The organism is Kitasatospora phosalacinea (assembly GCF_000717185.1).
In the GTDB taxonomy this organism is placed as follows: Bacteria; Actinomycetota; Actinomycetes; order Streptomycetales; family Streptomycetaceae; genus Kitasatospora; species Kitasatospora phosalacinea_A.
Map to the genome: position 1 here is coordinate 17,961 of NZ_JNYE01000080.1, position 18,441 is coordinate 36,401.

Consider the following 18,441-nt stretch of genomic DNA (forward strand, 5'->3'; position numbering starts at 1 on the left):
TGCGGCGGTGCGCGGCCGGCGCGGCACCAGGTGTCTGCGGCGGTGCGGGGCCGGCGTGGTGCCGGGTGTCGTCAGGTGAAGCGGACGGTGACGCAGCGGCCGAGCCGGTTGGCGCGTTCGTGGACGACGCTGACCCCGGCGCCGTCGAGCAGCGCGGTGACGCCGTCGTCGCTGAAGGACTGCGACTGGAAGCCGTCCTCGCCGCGGAAGACCACGCCGCCGTGTCGGCTGGGGGCCTCCTCCAGGACGGCGATGCCGCAGGCCAGGTAGTAGGCGCGGCGCAGGTCGGTGGTCCACGGGCGGTCGTTGAAGACCGAGATGACGGCGAGGCCGCCGACCTCCCGCAGGCCCGCGATGGCCTTCTCCGGTTCGGCGAGGTTCCCGGCCAGGTTGAACGGCAGGAGTTGCAGCGGCCGTTCGCCCCGGACGGCGTGGAGCCACTCGGAGCAGTGCAGGATGTTGCCGACCACGGCCCCGGCGCGTTCCTGGAGGTCCTCGTCGGCGATCCGGCGGTTGAGCGCGTCGATGGCCCCGGTGCTGACGTCGACGCCCAGGTAGCGGATGTCGGCGGCGCGGGCCACCTCCAGGGCGCGGCCGTCGTAGCAGCCCAGTTCGACCAGGCTGTCGCAGCCGTGCCGGGCGGCGACGTCCAGGGCGGTCAGGCTCTCCATCTGGAGGAACGCCAGGACCTCGTCGGGGAAGTGGGCCGCCCTCATGATGGCCCCGGCGCCCCCTCCTCGGTAGAAGGACTCCGAATCGGCGGATGGCAAAGGATCGTCCTTTCAGCGGCGGAAGCGGTTGACGGCCGAGGGGTGTTCGGCCCGCAGCTCCCGGTCGCTGACGCCCGGCCCCTCGTGCGGGGCCCCGGCGAGGACGGGGACGGGAACGGGAACGGGTTCGGGTTCGGGCCGCGGCAGGGCGGCGCGGTCGTCGGGCCCCGCGGCGCGGATCTGCTTCACGGCCGGTCCCCGCGTGCGGTCAGGCGCACCCGCACCGGGCCCGCGGCCTGCAGGGTCATGGCGAGCCCGAGCGGGACGCGGGTGTCGACCGCCGTGAACCGGTGGCGCTGGAGCAGGGTGGCCAGGCCGACGACGCCCTCCAGCATCGAGAAGTACTGGCCGATGCAGGCGCGCGGCCCGCCGCCGAACGGGAACCAGGCGTAGCGCGGCCGGGCGGCCTCGGCCTCGGGGGTGAAGCGGTCCGGGTCGAAGGCGTCCGGGTCCTGCCAGTAGGCGGGGTGGCGGTGGGTCACGTACGGGCTGACGTAGACGTCGGCGCCGGCCGGGATCGCGTACCCGTCGATCTCGGCCCCGGCCACCGCCCGGCGGCCCATGACGGCGACCGAGGGGTAGAGCCGCATCGCCTCCTTGAACACCCGGGTGAGGTACGGGAGCCGGTCGAGGTCGGCGGCCGCGGCGGGGCGGCCGTCCAGGGCCAGGTCGACCTCGGCGCGGGCCCGTTCCTGGGCCTCGGGGTGGCGGGCGAGCAGGTGCAGGGCGAAGGTGAGCGCGGTCGCGGTGGTCTCGTGCCCGGCGAGCAGGAAGATCAGCACCTGGTCGCGGACGGCCTCCGGGCCGAGCCGGGAGCCGTCCTCGTCCCGGGCCCGGGTGAGCAGGGTGATCATGTCGCGGGCGTCCTGGTCGGCGTCGTCGAGGCGCCGGGCGATGATCCGGTCGCAGATCCGGTACAGCTCGGCCTGGGCGGCGGCGGTGCGCCGGTTGGCCGGGGTGGGCCAGCCGCGCGGGATCCGCACCGGGGCGACGGCGCGGCGCAGGACGCTGCTGCCGACGACCGGGAACTCGCGCCCGACGATCCCGGCCGCGGTGTCGATGTCCGCCCCGAACAGGATCCTGGCCACCGCCCGGAGGGTGAGGACGTCCATTTCGCGGGAGAGTTCGACGGTGCCGTCCGGGGCGGATTCCCAGCGTTTGGCGAGCTCGGCCGCCTCGTCGTGGACGATTCCCGCGTAGGCGTCCACCCGACTGCGGGTGAACAGCGGTTGAATCATTCTCCGCTGCCGGACGTATTCCGCGTCCTGACTGGTGAGGAGTCCGTTTCCGACGCTCTCCCGGATCTCCGTGTAGACGTTGTTCTCCTTGCGGAAATTCGCCGCGTCGGTGCCGAGCACCCGCTGCACGCCCTCCGCGGAGAACACCCCGTACAGGCTGGCCCGCAGCCCGGGCGGGCCGACGGCGAACCGGACCACGTCGCCGTGGGAGCGGTGGGCCCGCAGGTAGGTGCCGAGCGTGTCGTCGCGCAGGTCGCGCAGCGATCCGAGCAGCGGGTGGCCGTCGGCCAGAGGTGCCTGCTTGGTCATGGTTACGGATTCTGACCGCACCGGAGACGGTTCCGCCAGGGGGCCGCGAGATATTTCTGTTATCTCCGATCTGTCCGGGTGCAGTAGTCCTGGGTGCGCCCAGCCGGGAATCCGGAGCCTGGAACCGGGAGCCTGGAACCGGGAGTACCAGGTTCGGGAATTTCTGGATAGCCGGGTAATTCCGGGGGAGGGTGCGGACCAACGAGACGGAACGCCGAGGCAACCCGATCAGAGGTCATCTTGAAATCAACCGAGTGGTCCCCGCTGACGGCCTGCCAGCGGGACATCTGGGCGGCCCACGCGCTGGCTCCGGAGCGCCCGCAGTTCAACCTCTTCATGGCGTCCCGGCTGGACGGCCCGGTGGACGTGGAGCGGCTCACCGCGAGCGTGCTGGCCGCCGCCCGGCACCACGACGCCTTCGCGTTGCGCTTCACCGAGCGCGACGGCGTGCCGCTGCAGCGGGTGGTCGACGGGGAGCCGGCCGTCCGGGTGCTGGACTTCTCCGCCGAGGCGGACCCGCGGGCGCGCTGCGAGGCCTGGATCGCCGACTCCCAGGACCGGCCGGTCGCCCTCGGGGACGGGCCCGCGTACGAGTTGGCGCTGCTGCGCGAGGGCCCGGCGGCCGTCCACGTGTACGTGAAGGTCCACCACGTGCTGGCCGACGCCTGGGGGCTGAACCTGTTCCTGGAGCGGGTCCGGGCCGAGTACGCGGGCGAGCCGCAGCCCGCGGCGCCGTCCTTCCTGGCCGCCCTGGCGGACGAGGAGGCGTACCGCGGCTCCGCGCAGCACGCGGCGGACCGCGAGCACTTCCGGGCCGCGCTGGCCGGCGCCGCGCCGCCGCTGTTCGCCCGGCGCGCGCCCAGCGGGGCCCGGGACAGCGCCCGGCACTCGTTCGCGCTGCCCGCGGAGGCCGTGGAGCGGATCCGGGCCCGGGGCGAGTCGCCGTTCGCGTTCGTCGCGGCCGCGTTCGCCGCGTACCTGTCCCGGGTGCACCTGGTCGACGACGTGGTGCTGGGCGTGCCGCTGTTCAACCGCCGCGGCCAGGCGCAGCGCCGCACGGTGGGCCACTTCGCCAACACCCTCCCGCTGCCGGTGCGCGCCGCCGGCGAGCTGACGTACGCCGAGCTGGTCGCCGCCGTGCAGGCCGGTGCGCGCACCCTGCAGCGGGCCGAGCGGCTGCCGCTGGGCGAGGTGCTGGCCGACCTGCCCGCGCACGCCCCGCGGACGCTGTTCGACGTCACCGTCTCGTACGTGCAGGCGCCCCGGCCGCGCCCGCTGCCCGGCCTGCGCGAGGAGGTCACCGGCGGGACGCGCGCGCACGACCACGACGCGCTGGCCGTCGCGATCAGCGAACCCGCGGACGGCGGCGGGCTGCTGGTCTCGCTCGACCACGCGCTGGACGTCTTCGACGAGGACTTCCCCGTCGCGGCGCTGGCCCGGCACGTGCGCAACCTGGTGCTCAACGCCCTCGACGCGCCGGACCTCCCGCTCGCGGAGCTGGCCATGCTCGACCCGGCGGAGCGCGCCGACCTGCTGGAGGGGCCCAACCGCACGGCCGCCGACTACCCGGCCGACCGGACGCTGCACGGCCTGTTCGCGGAGCAGGCGGCCCGCACCCCCGACCGGGTCGCGCTGCTGCCCGACGGCGGCGGCGCACCGGTCGGCTACGCCGAGCTCGACGCCCGCGCCAACCGGCTGGCCCGGGCGCTGCGGGCCGACGGGATCGGCACCGGCGACCGGGTCGCGGTGCTGCAGCAGCGCGGCCCGGCGCTGCTGGTCGCCGTCCTGGCGGTGCTGAAGGCCGGCAGCGCGTACGTGCCGGTCGACCCCGGGTACCCGGCCGAGCGGATCCGCTTCCTGCTGGCGGACAGCGGCGCCAAGGTCGTGCTGACCGGCCCGGGCGCGCCCGAACTGCCGCCCGGCACCGCCGCGTCGGTGCGGCGCTCGGACGAGCCGGCGGACTTCCCCGCCGATCCGCTGCCCGCCGCCGCCGGGCCGGACGACCTGGCGTACGTCCTGTACACCTCCGGGTCCACCGGGCGGCCCAAGGGCGTCCTGGTCGAGCACCGCTCGGTGGTCAACCGGCTGCACTGGATGCAGCGGCGCTACCCGCTCGGCGAGGGCGACGTGCTGCTGCAGAAGACGCCCGCCTCCTTCGACGTCTCGGTCTGGGAGCTGTTCTGGTGGGGCCTCGCGGGCGCCCGGCTGGCCCTCCCGGCGCCCGGCGCGGAGAAGGACCCGCGGGCGCTGCTGGAGGCCGTCGCCCGGCAGCGGGTCAGCGTGCTGCACTTCGTGCCGTCGATGTTCGGCCCGTTCCTGGAGCTGCTGGAGGGCAAGCCCGAGCTGCGCGAGGACGCCGCCCCGCTGCGGCTGGTGTTCTGCAGCGGCGAGGCGCTGCCCCCGGAGCAGGTCAACCGGTTCAACCGGCTGCTGGGCGGCCCGGGCGGCGCCCGGCTGGTCAACCTGTACGGGCCGACCGAGGCGACCGTCGACGTGTCCTTCCACGACTGCCCGGACGACCCGGCGCGGCCGGTGCGCCGGGTCCCGATCGGCCGGCCGATCGACAACCTGCGGCTGTACGTGCTGGACCGGCACGACAACCCGCAGCCGGTCGGCGCGCCGGGCGAGCTGTGCATCGGCGGGGTGGGCGTGGCCCGCGGCTACCTGGGGCGGCCGGAGCTGACCGCGGAGCGGTTCGGCACCGACCCGTTCACCGGCGGCGGCACTGACGGCAGCACGGACGGCGGCACCGGCGGCGGCACCGGCGGCGGCCCGGACGGCGACCGGCGGTTCTACCGCACCGGCGACCTGGCCCGGCGGCTCGCCGACGGCTCCCTGGAGTACCTGGGCCGGATCGACGGGCAGGTGAAGGTCCGCGGCAACCGGGTCGAGCTGGGCGAGGTCGAGCACCGGCTGGCCGAGCTGCCGGGGGTGCGCGGCGCGGTCGCGCTGGCCGTGGCGGGCCGCGACGGCGCGACCCGGCTGGTCGGCTGCTACCACGCCGAGGAGGAGCTCGACCCGGCCCTGATCCGTGCGCGACTCGCCGTGGAGCTGCCGGAGTTCATGGTCCCGTCGCGGTTCGTCCGGCTGGCCGGGATCCCGCTGACCCCCAACGGCAAGGCCGACCGGGCCGCCGTGCTGCGCGCACTGCCCCAGGACGGCGGCCGCACCGGGGACGGCTTCCGGGAGCCGCGCGACGCGACCGAGCGGACGCTGGCCGCGGTCTGGCAGCAGGTGCTCGGCACCGGGCCGGTCGGCGCGCACGACCACTGGTTCGCGCTCGGCGGCGACTCCATCCTGATGCTGCGGGTGCGCGCCGAGGCCGAGAAGCGCGGCCTGGAGCTGAGCCTCGCCGACCTGGCCCGCCACCCCGTCCTCGCCGACCTCGCCGACCTGGCCCGCACCCGCTCCGCGGCGCCCGCGCCCGCCCCGGCCCCCGCCCCGGAGCCGTTCGCGCTGGTCGCGGGCGTCGACCGGGCCCGGCTGCTCGGCGCCGGCGCGCTGGACGCCTTCCCCGCGACCCGCCTCCAGCTCGGCATGCTCTACCACAGCAGCGGCGAGGCCCGCTCGGCCGTCTACCACGACGTGTTCCACTACCGGCTCGCCACCGGCTGGGACGAGCGGGCGCTGCGCACCGCGCACGCCCGGCTGCTGGAGCGCCACCCCGTGCTGCGCTCCTCCTTCGCGCTCGGCGGGCACTCCGAGCCGCTGCAGGTGGTCCACCCCGCCGCCGAGGGCACCCTCTCGGTCGCCGACCTGCGCGGCCAGGACGAGGAGCAGGCGCAGCGGGCCGTCCTGGCGCACGTCGCCGAGCGCCGCTTCCACGCCTACGACCCGGAGCGGCCCGGCCTGCACCACCTGCGGGCGCACGTCCGCGACGGCTCGCTCGACCTGGTGCTGAGCTTCCACCACGCCGTCCTGGACGGCTGGAGCGTCGCCACCCTGGTCGCCGAGCTGCTCCAGGACTACCTGGCGCTGCGCGGCGCCGACCTGCCGCCCGTCCCGGACGGCGCGCCGCCCACCGCCGCCCTGCACGTGCGCGACGAGCGGGCGCTGCTGGCGGCGCCGGAGCACCGCGCGTACTGGCGGGAGCTGCTGGACGGCGCCGCACTCGTCCAGCTGGACTCCTTCGCGCCGTACGAGCCCCCGGGCGACGGCGAGGGCGTGGTGCGGCACCTGGAGCTGCCCGCGGCGCTGGACGAGCGGCTGCGCGCCTTCGCCCGCGAGCACGCCGTGCCGCTGCGGCTGGTGCTGTTCACCGCGCACTGCCTGGTGCTGCGCCTGCTCGCCCGCACCGGGGACGTCACCACCGGCCTGGTCACCCACGGCCGTCCCGAGGTCGCGGGCGCCGACCGCACCGCCGGGCTGTTCCTCAACACGATGCCGTTCCGGCTGCGCACCGGTGCGCCGACCCTGCTGGAGGAGGTGCGCGCGGTCGTCGCCCAGGAGCGCGACTCGCACCCGCACCGGGCCTACCCGATCAGCGCCGTCCAGGACGACCGCGGCGGCGCGCCGCTGCTGGACACCGCCTTCACCTACGTCCGGCTGCACACCCTGGAGCCGCTGCTGCGGCGCGCCGACCTCGGCCTGCTCGACCTGACCACGTACGAGGAGACCAACTTCGCGCTGCTGCTGAACGCCGTCACCGACCCGCGCGACGGGCGGACCAGGCTGCGGTTCAACTGCGCCGCCCGGGCGTTCACCGCCGTGCAGGCCGACCTGCTCGCCGACAGCTACCTGGCGGTCCTCCGCCGGATCGTCGAACACCCGTACGCCGCACCGGACTTCGACTTCCTGGCGCCGCCCGCCGAGCTGCCCGCCAACCCGGCCCCCGAACCGCCCGACGTGCTCGCCCGGTTCGCCGCCACCGTGGCGCGGCAGCCCGACGCCGAGGCCGTCGTGTTCGGCGGACTGCGCTGGAGCTACCGCGAACTCGACCGCGCCGTCGAGCAGGTGGCGCGCCGGCTGCGCGCGCTGGGCGTGCCGCGCGGCGCCGGGGTGGGCGTCGCGCTGGACCGCTCCCCCGAGATGATCGCGACCGTGCTCGGCATCCTGCGCTGCGGCGCGGCCGTCGTCCCGCTGGACGTCAGCTACCCGCCCGGGCGGATCGCCCGGATGATCGAGCGCGCCGAGCCGTTCCGGGTGGTCGCGCACGCGCAGCACGCGCACCTGGTGCCCGACCCGGAGCTGGTGCTGCCGATCGAGTCGGTGCCGCTGACCGAGCCGGTCGACGGCGCCGACGGGGCCTGGCCGTCCCCGGGCCTGGACGACCTGTGCCTGGTGCTGTTCACCTCCGGCTCCTCCGGCGAGCCCAAGGGCGTCGAGCTGCCGCACCGCCTGTGGGCGAACTACACGCAGTGGCAGCTGCGGGCCGAGACCGCCGCGCCCGGCGCCCGCACCCTGCAGTTCGCGCCGCTCAGCTTCGACGTCTCCTTCCAGGAGATCTTCTCCACCACCGCGGCGGGCGGCACCCTGCACCTGGTGTCCGACACCGACCGGCGCGACCCGGCGGTGCTGCTGCGGCTGATGGACGAGCAGCAGGTCGAGCGCTGGTTCATGCCGTTCGTGGCCCTCCAGGGCATCGCCGAGGCGTCCGAGCTGCTGGGCGTGCGGCCGCGCGCGCTGCGGGTGCTGATCTCCTCCGGCGAGCAGCTGCGCGTCACCGAGGAGCTGCGCCGGTTCTGCGCCGCCCGCCCCGGCACCCTGCTGGAGAACCAGTACGGGCCGACCGAGACGAACATCGCCAGCGCCCGGCTGCTCGACGGCGACCCGGCCCGCTGGCCCGCGCTGCCCTCGATCGGCACCGCCATCGACGGCGCCGAGATCCACGTCCTGGACGAGCGGCTGCGCCCGGTGCCCACCGGCGTCCAGGGCGAGCTGTACCTGGGCGGCGCCTGCCTGGCCCTCGGCTACCGGGGGCGGCCCGACCTGACCGAGGAGCGCTTCGTCCCGCACCCGACCCGGCCGGGGGCGCGGCTGTACCGCACCGGCGACGTCGGCCGGGTGCTGCCGGACGGGGACACCGTCTGGCTGGGCCGGGCCGACAACCAGGTGAAGGTCCGCGGCTTCCGGGTCGAGCCCGCCGAGGTGGAGATCGCGATCACCGCGGTGGCCGAGGACGTCCCGGGCCTGCGCGGCGCCGCCGTGGTGGCCCGCCGCCGCGGGGACGGCACCGACTCGGCGCTGGTCGGCTTCCTGGTCGGCACGGGCCGCCCGGAGGACCTGGAGGAGGTCCGCAAGCGGCTGCGCGCCGTCCTGCCCGACTACATGGTGCCCTCGCAGCTGTCCTGGCTGGAGCGGCTGCCGCTCACCCCCAGCGGCAAGCGCGACGACGCGGCGCTGCGCCGGATCGAGCCCGAGCGCGGCCCCGCCGCCGCGGGGACCCTCCCGCGGGACGGGTACGAGCGGGCGCTGGCCGACATCTTCGGCGAGCTGCTGGGCCGGCCCGGGTTCGGGGTGCACGACGACTTCTTCGAGCACGGCGGCACCTCGCTGACCGCGATGCGGCTGGTCGTCAACATCGAGAAGCGGTTCGGGGTGCACGTCCCGCTGACCGCCTTCGTCGCCGCGCCGACGGTGGCCCGGCTCGCGGAGCGGCTGCGCTCCACGGAGGCCGTCGCCGCCTTCGACCCGGTGGTGCCGATCCGCACCACCGGCGACCGGCCCCCGCTGTTCCTGGTCCACCCGCTCGGCGGCAACGTGCTCTGCTACGTCCGCCTGGCCCGGCACCTGCCCGCGGACCAGCCGCTGTACGCCCTGCAGGCGGGCGGCGCCGAGCCCGGCACCGAGCCGGTGGAGACGATGGAGGGGCTGGCCGCGAGCTACCTGGCGGCGCTCCGCCGGGTGCAGCCCGAGGGCCCGTACCACCTGGGCGGCTGGTCGTTCGGCGGCTTCGTGGCCTTCGAGATGGCCCGCCAACTGCACCGCGAGGCGCCGGAGCAGGTCGCCGAGGTGGTCGTGCTGGACTCGATCGCCCCGACCCCGGGCGACCGCCCCGACGTCGCCGAGCAGGCCATGATGGAGTGGTTCTTCTGGGAGCTGATCTGGGTCGACCGGGGCGGCAGCGCCCCCGTCGAGCGGATCCCCGCGGAGCTCGCCGACGACGAGGAGCGGCTCGACTTCATCGCCGCCCGCGCCGCCGAGGTCGGCATCGTCCCGGCGCACAGCGCCCGCACCACCGTCCGCCGGATGTTCGAGGTCTACAAGGCCAACTGGGCGTCGCTGCGCGACTACCAGCCCCCGCTCGACCCGGTCGACGTGACCCTGGTCAAGGCCACCGCGCCGCTCCCCGACGTGCTGCGCCCGATGCACGGCGCCGCCCGCACCCTGCACGACGCCCCCGCCAACGGCTGGGCCACCCTCACCGGCGGCCGGATCGACGTCGTCGACGTCGGGGGCGACCACCTGCTGCTCCTGGACGAGCCGTTCGTCCACGACGTCGGCGCGATCATCGCCGACGTCATGGCCGGGCGGCGCCGGGCGCAGCACGACCGGAGCCCCAGCCACGCCCACGAAGGGACAGCACAGTGACAACTCGCAGAGCCAGGAAGGCGATCGTGGTCGGCGCGGGCATCGGCGGCCTGACCGCCGCCGCCGCCCTGCGCCGGGTCGGCCTGGACGTGGAGGTCTACGAGCGGGCCCGCGAACTGCGCCCCGCGGGCAGCGCGATCTCCCTGATGACCAACGCCGTGCTCGCCCTGCGCACCCTCGACATCGACCTGCAGCTGGAGCAGCGGGCCGAGATCCTCGAGGAGCTGCACTTCCGCACCACCCGGGGCAAGTTGATCCGCACCCTGCGGTTCAAGGAGGTCTGCGCCCGGCTCGGCGCCCCCAGCTTCGGCATCACCCGCACCCTGCTGCAGCAGCTGCTGCTCAAGGAGATCGGCGACTGCCCGGTCCACCTCGGCGCGGCCGCCACCGGCTACGAACCGGACGGCGACGGCGTGAAGGTCACCTTCGCGGACGGGCGGCGGGCCCGCGGCGACGTGCTGATCGGCGCGGACGGCTTCCACTCGGCGGTCCGCCGCCAGCTGCTCGGCCCCGAGCAGCCGCGCGAGACCGGCTCGGTGTGCTGGGTGGCGACGCCCGCGTTCTCCCACCCCCGGATCACCAAGCAGTACGGCGCCCACTACTGGGGCCGCGGCAAGCGCTTCGGCATCGCCAACATCGGCGGCGGCGAGGTCTACTGGTGGGGCACCAAGAACATGCCCGCCGAGCGGGCCCGCGACTGGCGCGGCGACAAGGCCGAGATCGAACGGGCCTACGCCGGCTGGGCGGACGAGGTGCAGGCCGCCGTCCGCGCCACCCCGTTCGAGCAGATCACCGCCTTCCCGGCCCGCGACCGGGCGTTCAGCGAACGCTGGGGCGAGGGCCCGGTCACCCTGCTGGGCGACGCCGCCCACCCGATGATGACCAGCCTCGGCCAGGGCGCCTGCATGGCGGTCGAGGACGCGGTGGTGCTCGCCCACCACCTCGCCGCCGCCGCGGACCCGCAGCAGGGCCTGCGCGGCTACGAGCGGGAGCGGCTGCCCCGCACCCGGAGGATCGTCGAGGGGGCGCACGCGCTCAACCTGCTGGAGCAGAGCGAGCAGCCGCTGCGCGTCCTCGGCCGCGACCTGTTCTTCCGCTTCGCCCCGGCCTCGGTGATGGACAAGCAGAACGCCGAGTACCTGGACTTCCCCGCCGTCCGCGCCACCGCGCCGAGCACCTCCCGGGGGGCGGCGTGAACCGGCCCGCCGCCCCGGGCGGCTCGCGCCCGCTCAGCCCGCTGGAGCGCTGGTACTGGGTCTGCGACCAGATCTCCCCGCTCAACGTGATCGGCCACGTCCGGGTCGCCGGGCCGCTCACCGAGGAACTGCTCGCCCGGGCCCTGGACGCGCTCCAGCGGCGGCACCCGCTGCTGCGGGTCGCGATCCGGGCCGACCGGGCGGGCCGCCACCCGAGGTTCGTGCCCGCCCCGGGGCGGCCCGTGCCGCTGCGGGTGGAGCCGGTCGCCGCGCTCGGCGACGCCTGGGAGCGGCTGGTCGACGAGCAGGAGCTCGCCACCCCCGTCGACTGGCGCGAGGGGCCGCTGGTCCGGGCCGCGGTGCTCAGCGCCGGGGACGCCCACGACCTGGTGGTCACCATGCCGCACTGCGTCGCCGACGGCACCACCGTGCTGACCGTGCTCCAGCAGTGGATCGAACTGGCCGCCGAACTCCGGGCCGCCGGGCCGGGCGCCGGGATCGACCCCGGCGCCGAACGCGCCCTGCCCGCCCCCGAGTCGCTGCTGCCGCCCGCCTACCGCGGCTTCTCCGGGCTGCGCCGGGTGCTGGCCCAGCAGCTCGCCGACCAGGGCGCCGCCCGGAAGCTGAAGCCGCGCCGGATGGAGGCCGGGCGCCGCGTCCCGTTCGCGGAGCGCACCACCCGGCTGCTGCACCGCGAGCTCTCCGCCGACCAGCTCGCCGACCTGATCGCGGCCTGCCGCCGCGAGCGGACCACCGTGCACGGCGCGCTCGCCGCCGCGATGGTCGCCGCCGTCGCCGAGGACGCCGGCCTCCCCGCCGGACCGGTCATGATCGGCTCGCCGGTGAACTTCCGCGACCGGCTGGTGCCGCAGGTGACCGGCCGCGAGATCGGCACGTACGTCGCCTCGGTGCCGACCGTCGTCGACCACCGCCCCGGCGCCCCGCTGTGGGCGGCGGCCCGCACCATCAGCCGGGACGTCGCCCGGCGCCGCTCGCGCGGCGAGCAGCTGGCCGCGATCGCCGCGATGGGGCTGGTCTCGCCGAAGTCGGTGGAGAAGAGCGGCCGCTTCCTGCGGTTCATGGAGGAGAAGGGCCCGATGACCCTGTGCCTGTCCAACATCGGACGGCACGACTTCCCGGCCGCGATCGGGCCCTGGCAGCTGTCCCGGGCCGAGTTCGTCGCGGGCCTGTCGGTCAACGCCCTGTACTGCGGCACCGTCAACACCAGCCACGGACGGATGGCCTGGAACTTCACCCACGTCGCGGACGCCGTCACCGCGGAACGCGCCCGGCGGATCGCCGACGCGTCGCTGGACGCGGTCCTGTCCGCCGCGAAGTCCGCCTGAGACCGGAGGGAAGCACGTGTCGAAAGCAGCAGGGCCGCGCCCGCCCGGGGGCCGGGCCGTGGTCGTCACCGGAGCCTCCTCCGGCCTGGGCGAGGCCTGCGCCCGCCACCTGGCCCGGGTCGGCTTCCGGGTGTTCGCCGCCGTCCGCCGCCCCGAGGACGGGGAGCGGCTGCGCTCCCCCGGGATCACCCCGGTGATCCTCGACGTCACCGACGAGGCCTCGGTGCGCGCCGCCGTCCGGGAGGTCACCGAACTGACCGGCCCGGACGGCCTGTGGGGCCTGGTCAACAACGCGGGCATCGCCGTCACCGCGCCGCTGGAGTGCGTGCCCGCCGAGCTGATGCGCCGCCAGCTCGACACCAACGTCACCGGCCAGCTCCTGGTGATCCAGGGCTTCCTGCCGCTGGTCCGGGCGGGCGCGGGCCGGATCGTCAACGTCACCTCGGGCCTGGGCAACGTCGCCATCCCGTACCTGGGCGCGTACGCGGCCGCCCAGTTCGCCAAGGAGGCGCTCAGCGACGCGCTGCGCCGCGAGCTCGCCCCGCAGCGGATCCCCGTCTCGGTGGTCCAGCCCGGGGCCGTCATGACCCCGATCTGGGACAAGATGTCGGCCGACGGCAACCGGGCGCTGGCCGGGGTGCCCGAACCGGTGCGCGCGCTGTACCGCGACACCTTCCTGCGCTTCATGGCGCGCAACGAGTCCTCGGCCCGCGACAGCCGGATCACCCCCGACGACATCGCCCGCACCGTCTTCCGGGCCCTGGTCGCCAAGCGGCCCAGGACGCGCTACGGCGTCGGCCGGGACGCCACCGGCGGCCGGTTGCTGGCCCGGCTGCTGCCCGACCGGGCGATCGACCGGGTCTTCGGCGGCATCACCGCCCCCGTCGACTGAACCCCACCCCTGACCCTCGCAGAGAGGAACACCGGCATGACCGCCACCACCCCGCAGGAGCTCCAGGACCTGTTCGCCCGCAGCGTGCAGCTGCTGGCCGACGGCAAGATCGAGGAGTGGGTCGACCTGTTCGCCGAGGACGGCGTCCTCGAATTCCCGTACCCCGCCTGGGGGTTCCCGCCCCGGATGCAGGGCCGCGCCGAACTCCTGGCCCAGATGGGCCTGTTCGGCCAGCAGCTGGAGGTCGAGTTCTCCGCGCCCGAGTTCTACCCCACCGCCGGGGACGGACTCGTCATCGCCGCCTTCACCGGCGAGTGCACGCTGCGCGCCACCGGCGGCCGCTACCACCAGACCTACCTGTCGGTGGTCCGCTTCGACGCGCAGGGCCGGATCGCCCACTACCGCGACTTCTGGAACCCCTGGCTGGTCATGGAGGCCGCGGGCGGCGAACTCCCCTGGAAGCAGGCCCTGCAGGCCCTCGCCCAGGGCTGACCGCCCCCGGCCCCCGCCCCCACCGCACCCGCCCCGACCCGCCCCGACCCGCCCCGACCCGAGGACAGGCAGACGCATGACCGAGCAGCACCGCGCAGGCACCCCGGACCGGACGACGCCGAACGAGCCGATCGCCGTGGTCGGCGCGGCCTGCAGACTGCCCGGGGCGGGCGACCCCGCCGCCTTCTGGCACCTGCTGCGCAGCGGGACGGACGCGGTGGGGGAGGTGCCGCCGGGCCGCTGGGGCGACCGGGTGCCCGAGGAGGTCCGCCGCGGCGGGTTCCTCGACGGCGTCGACGGGTTCGACGCCGCCTTCTTCGGCGTCTCGCCCGGCGAGGCCCTCGGCATGGACCCGCAGCAGCGCCTGCTGCTCGAACTCGCCTGGGAGGCCCTGGAGGACGCCCGGATCCTGCCCGCCGACCTGGCCGGCAGCGCCACCGGCGTGTTCGTCGGCGCCATCTGGGACGACTACGCCCGCCTGCTGCACGAGTACGGCCCCGGCGCCCTCGACCAGTACAGCCTGACCGGGCGGCAGCGCGGCCTCATCGCCAACCGGGTCTCGTACGCGCTCGGGCTGCGCGGCCCCAGCGTCGTGCTGGACAGCGCCCAGTCCTCCTCGCTGGTCGCGGTGCACGCCGCCTGCGCGAGCCTGCGCGGCGGCGAGTCGTCGGTGGCCCTCGCGGGCGGCGTCAACCTCAACCTCCTCCCGGAGAGCGCCCTCGCCCTGGCCCGGCTGGGCGCGCTCTCGCCCGACGGCCGCTGCCAGGTCTTCGACGCCCGCGCCAACGGCACCGTGCGCGGCGAGGGCGGCGCCGTCCTCGTCCTCAAGCCGCTGTCCGCCGCGCTGGCCGCGGGCGACCCGGTGTACTGCGTGATCCGGGGCAGCGCCGTCAACAACGACGGCGCCACCGACGGCCTGACCACCCCCGCCGCCGAGACCCACAGCGCCGTGGTCCGGGCCGCCTGCCGCCGGGCCGGCGTCGACCCCGCCGCACTGCAGTACCTCGAACTGCACGGCACCGGCACCGCCGTCGGCGACCCGGTCGAGGCCCGCGCGATCGGCACCGTCACCGCCCCGGGCCGCCCCGCCGACCGGCCGCTGCGGGTCGGCTCGGTCAAGACCAACATCGGCCACCTGGAGGGCGCGGCGGGCATCGTCGGCCTGCTCAAGGTCGCCCTGAGCATCCGCCACCGCGAACTGCCGCCCAGCCTGCACTACGAGACGCCCAACCCGGCGATCGCGCTGGACGAGCTGCGGCTGCGCGTCCAGGACGGCCTCGGGCCCTGGCCGGCCGCGGACGCGCCACTGCTCGCCGGGGTCAGCTCGATCGGCGTGGGCGGCACCAACTGCCACGTCGTGCTGGGCGGTCCGCCCGCCGCCGCGGAGACCCCCGCCGCTCCCGCGCCCCCCGCTCCCGCCGAGCCGTCCGCGCCGCTGCCCTGGGTGCTGTCCGCCCGCACCGACGCCGCCCTGCGCGCCCAGGCCGCCCGGCTCGCCGACCACCTGGAGCAGGCGCCCGGCACCCGCCCGGCGGAGGTCGGCCTGGCCCTCGCCACCACCCGCACCGCCTTCGACCGGCGCGCCGCCGTCATCGGCACCGACCTGCCCGAACTCCTCGGCGGGCTGCGGGCGTTGGCCGACGGCACCCCGTCCGCGCACACCGTCACCGGCACCCGGGCGGACGGCGGGCTCGCCGTCCTGTTCGGCGGCGGCGGCAGCCAACGCCTCGGCATGGGGCGCGAACTGCACGCCGCCCACCCGGTGTTCGCGGCGGCCTTCGACGCCGCCTGCGATCTGATCGACCGCCGACTCGACGTCCCGGTACGGGAGTTGATCCACGCCGAGCCCGGCAGCCCCGAGGCCGCGCTGCTCGACCGCACCGACTACGCGCTGCCCGCCCTGATGGCCGTCGAGATCGCCCTCTACCGGCTCTACGAGAGCTGGGGCGTCGTCCCGGACTACGTCACCGGCCACTCCATGGGCGAACTGACCGCCGCCCACGTCGCGGGCGTCCTCTCCCTCGCCGACGTCTGCACCCTCGCCGTCGAACGCGCCCGGCTGCTCCAGTCCTGCGCGGGCGGCGCCATGGCCGCCGTCCAGGCGAGCGAGGAGGAGGTGCTCCGGCACCTCGGCGAGCACGCCGCCGCGCTGTCCGTCGCCGCCGTCAACTCCCCCGACGGGACGGTGGTCTCGGGCGACGAGGACGCCGTCCTCGCGGTCTGCGCCGACTGGCGCGCACGGGGCCGCAAGACCAAGCGGATCGCCGTCACCGTCGCCGCGCACTCCCCGCACATGGACCGCGTCCTGGACGAGTTCCGCCAGGTCGCCGCCGCCCTCGACTACGCCCCGCCGCGCATCCCGGTCGTCTCCAACGTCACCGGCCGCCCCGCCACCGACGAACTGGCCACCCCCGAGTACTGGGTCCGGCACGTCCGCGCCACCGTCCGCTTCGCCGACGGCGTCCGCGCCCTCGACGACGCGGGCGTCACCGCCTACCTCGAACTCTCCCCCGCCCCCGTCCTCACCCAGGCCGTCGCCGCCACCCTGGAGGAACGCGGCCGCCGCGCCCTCACCACCTCCGCCCTGCAGGCCGACCGCCCCGAGGCCCGCAGCGCCGTCACCGCACTCGCCCACCTCCACACCGCGGGCGCCACCTGGCACCCCGCCGCGCTCTTCCCCGCCGGCACCCGCCCCTGCGCCCTGCCCACCTACGCCTTCCAGCGCCGCCGCTACTGGCCCGACCCCGCCGGACGCACCCGCCAGGGCGCCCCCGGCCGCGACCTGACCACCCTGACCACCCTGACCACCCTGACCGCCCTGACCGACGGCACCACCGCAGGCCCGGACCCGGACGGGGCCACCGGCGCACTCCGGCAGCGCCTCGCGGGCCTGGACGGGGCGGCCCGCCGACGCCTGCTGCTCGACCTCGTCGACTCGGCCGCCGCCGCGGTCGTCCAACGGCCCGGCGCCGAACCCTTCGACACCGACGTGCCGTTCAAGGCGCTGGGCTTCGGCTCGCTGAGCGCGGTGGAACTGCGCAACCTCCTGAACGAGACCACCGGCCTGCAACTGCCCTCGTCCGTGGTGTTCGACCACCCCACGGTGGCGGCCCTCGCCGACCGCCTGCACACCGAACTCCTCGGCTCGACCGATGAGTTGACGCCCACCGCGCCGCAGGACCGCCCCGCCGCCGACGACGAGCCGATCGCGGTGATCGGCATCGGCTGCCGCTACCCGGGCGGCATCACCAGCCCCGAGGAGCTGTGGCAACTGGTCGCCGAGACCTCGTACGCCCGCCGCGGCGGCTTCCTGCACGACGCCGACCGCTTCGACGCCGAGTTCTTCGGCATCGCCCCGCGCGAGGCGCTCGCCGTCGACCCGCAGCAGCGCCTGCTGCTGGAGACCGCCTGGGAGGCCGTCGAACGCGCCGGGATCGACCCGACCTCGCTGCGCGGCAGCCGCACCGGCGTCTTGCAGCGTGGCGTCGGGCCGGATCGCCTACACCCTCGGCCTGGAGGGCCCCGCCGTCTCGGTCGACACCGCCTGCTCCTCCTCGCTGGTGGCCATGCACCTCGCCGCCCAGGCCCTGCGCCAGGGCGAGTGCACCCTCGCCCTCGCGGGCGGCGTCACCGTCATGTCCACCCCCGGCACCTTCATCGAGTTCAGCCGCCAACGCGGCCTCGCCGCCGACGGCCGCTGCAAGGCCTTCTCCGCCGACGCCGACGGCACCGGCTGGGCCGAAGGCGCCGGACTGCTCCTGCTCGAACGCCTCTCGGACGCCCGCGCCAACGGCCACCCCGTCCTCGCCCTCATCCGCGGATCGGCGATCAACCAGGACGGCGCCTCCAACGGCCTCACGGCCCCCAACGGCCCCGCCCAGCAACGCGTCATCCACCAGGCCCTCACCGCCTCGGGCCTCACCCCCGCCGACATCGACGCCGTCGAAGCCCACGGCACCCGGGCACAGCCAGGCCGCCGCGGGCGTCGCGGGCGCCATCAAGATGATCCTCGCCATGCAGCACGGCGTCCTCCCCCAGACCCTGCACGCCGACCGGCCCACCCCGCACGTCGACTGGACCGGCGGGCGGATCCGGCTGCTGTCCGAGGCCGCCCCGTGGGAGAAGACCGGCTCTCCGCGCCGCGCCGCCGTCTCCTCCTTCGGCATCAGCGGCACCAACGCCCACCTCATCCTCGAAGCACCCGAACCCGAACCCCAACCCCAGCCCCAGCCCGAGCCCCAGCCCGAACCCGCACCCGAGCCCGCCTCCGAAGCACCCGCCGACTCCGGCCGCCCCGTGGCCTGGCTGCTCTCCGCCGGTTCACCCGCCGCGCTGCGGGCGCAGGCCGGGCGGCTGCGCGCCCGGCTCGCCGAGGACGCGGCCGCCCCGGAGGACGTGGCGCACGCCCTGGCCACCACCCGGGCCGCGCTCGGCCACCGCGCGGCAGTGATCGGTACGGGCCGCGCGGAGTTGCTCGCGGGGCTCGACCGCCTGGCGGCGGGCGAAGGCGGGCCCGCCGTCCGCACCGGGGAGGTGCGGCGGCCGGGGAAGACCGCGTTCGTGTTCTCGGGCCAGGGGAGTCAGCGTCCGGGCATGGGCCGCGAGCTCTACGACACCCACCCCGTCTTCGCCCAAACCCTCGACGAGGTCTGCGCCGCATTCACCCCC

The 18,441-nt window shown here is 75.9% G+C and carries 8 protein-coding genes and 1 pseudogene; 6 read left to right on the forward strand and 3 right to left on the reverse strand.

The features are described from left to right. Positions 1-71: 71 nt before the first annotated feature. The 3 genes from OO57_RS28040 to OO57_RS28045 all read right to left on the reverse strand — a co-directional run bounded on the left by OO57_RS28040 (position 72) and on the right by OO57_RS28045 (position 2,317). Entirely contained in the window at positions 72-716 is a 645-nt protein-coding gene (locus OO57_RS28040; protein ID WP_234337533.1) for an L-histidine N(alpha)-methyltransferase, read from the reverse strand. 66 nt (positions 717-782) lie between these two features. Beyond that, positions 783-959 (reverse strand): hypothetical protein, encoded by a 177-nt coding sequence (locus tag OO57_RS44175; protein ID WP_158715250.1) that lies wholly within the window; start codon positions 957-959, stop codon positions 783-785. Then, positions 956-2,317: a cytochrome P450 gene (locus OO57_RS28045; RefSeq protein ID WP_033255478.1), complete on the reverse strand. Its 1,362-nt coding sequence runs from the start codon at positions 2,315-2,317 to the stop codon at positions 956-958. The genes OO57_RS44175 and OO57_RS28045 overlap by 4 nt, the downstream gene beginning before the upstream one ends. Positions 2,318-2,557: 240 nt before the next feature. On the opposite strand from OO57_RS28045, the gene OO57_RS28050 reads away from it, so the two are divergent. From OO57_RS28050 to OO57_RS38680, 6 genes and pseudogenes are all read left to right on the forward strand, one after another. After that, positions 2,558-9,847, forward strand: a complete 7,290-nt coding sequence (locus tag OO57_RS28050) for a non-ribosomal peptide synthetase (RefSeq protein ID WP_051778333.1) — start codon at positions 2,558-2,560, stop codon at positions 9,845-9,847. Further along, on the forward strand, positions 9,844-11,043 hold the full coding sequence (locus tag OO57_RS28055; RefSeq protein WP_033255479.1) for an FAD-dependent monooxygenase: 1,200 nt from the start codon (positions 9,844-9,846) through the stop codon (positions 11,041-11,043). Before OO57_RS28050 ends, OO57_RS28055 begins: the two co-directional genes overlap by 4 nt. Then, positions 11,040-12,389, forward strand: coding sequence for a phthiocerol/phthiodiolone dimycocerosyl transferase family protein (locus OO57_RS28060; protein WP_033255480.1), 1,350 nt, complete (start codon positions 11,040-11,042; stop codon positions 12,387-12,389). The genes OO57_RS28055 and OO57_RS28060 overlap by 4 nt, the downstream gene beginning before the upstream one ends. 16 nt (positions 12,390-12,405) lie before the next feature. After that, complete coding sequence (locus tag OO57_RS28065; RefSeq protein WP_033255481.1) at positions 12,406-13,281, forward strand: SDR family oxidoreductase; 876 nt, start codon at positions 12,406-12,408, stop codon at positions 13,279-13,281. A 36-nt stretch (positions 13,282-13,317) separates the two neighbouring features. Continuing rightward, positions 13,318-13,773, forward strand: a complete 456-nt coding sequence (locus tag OO57_RS28070) for a nuclear transport factor 2 family protein (RefSeq protein WP_033255482.1) — start codon at positions 13,318-13,320, stop codon at positions 13,771-13,773. 76 nt (positions 13,774-13,849) lie between these two features. Next, positions 13,850-18,441: pseudogene (locus OO57_RS38680) on the forward strand (beta-ketoacyl synthase N-terminal-like domain-containing protein); the annotation flags it as partial.

Excerpts from the sequence above, each read along its gene's own strand:
- OO57_RS28040 (WP_234337533.1), bottom strand. The coding sequence starts at position 716 with ATGAGGGCGGCCCACTTCCCCGACGAGGTCCTGGCGTTCCTCCAGATG.
- OO57_RS28045 (WP_033255478.1), bottom strand. The coding sequence starts at position 2,317 with ATGACCAAGCAGGCACCTCTGGCCGACGGCCACCCGCTGCTCGGATCG.
- OO57_RS28070 (WP_033255482.1), top strand. The coding sequence starts at position 13,318 with ATGACCGCCACCACCCCGCAGGAGCTCCAGGACCTGTTCGCCCGCAGC.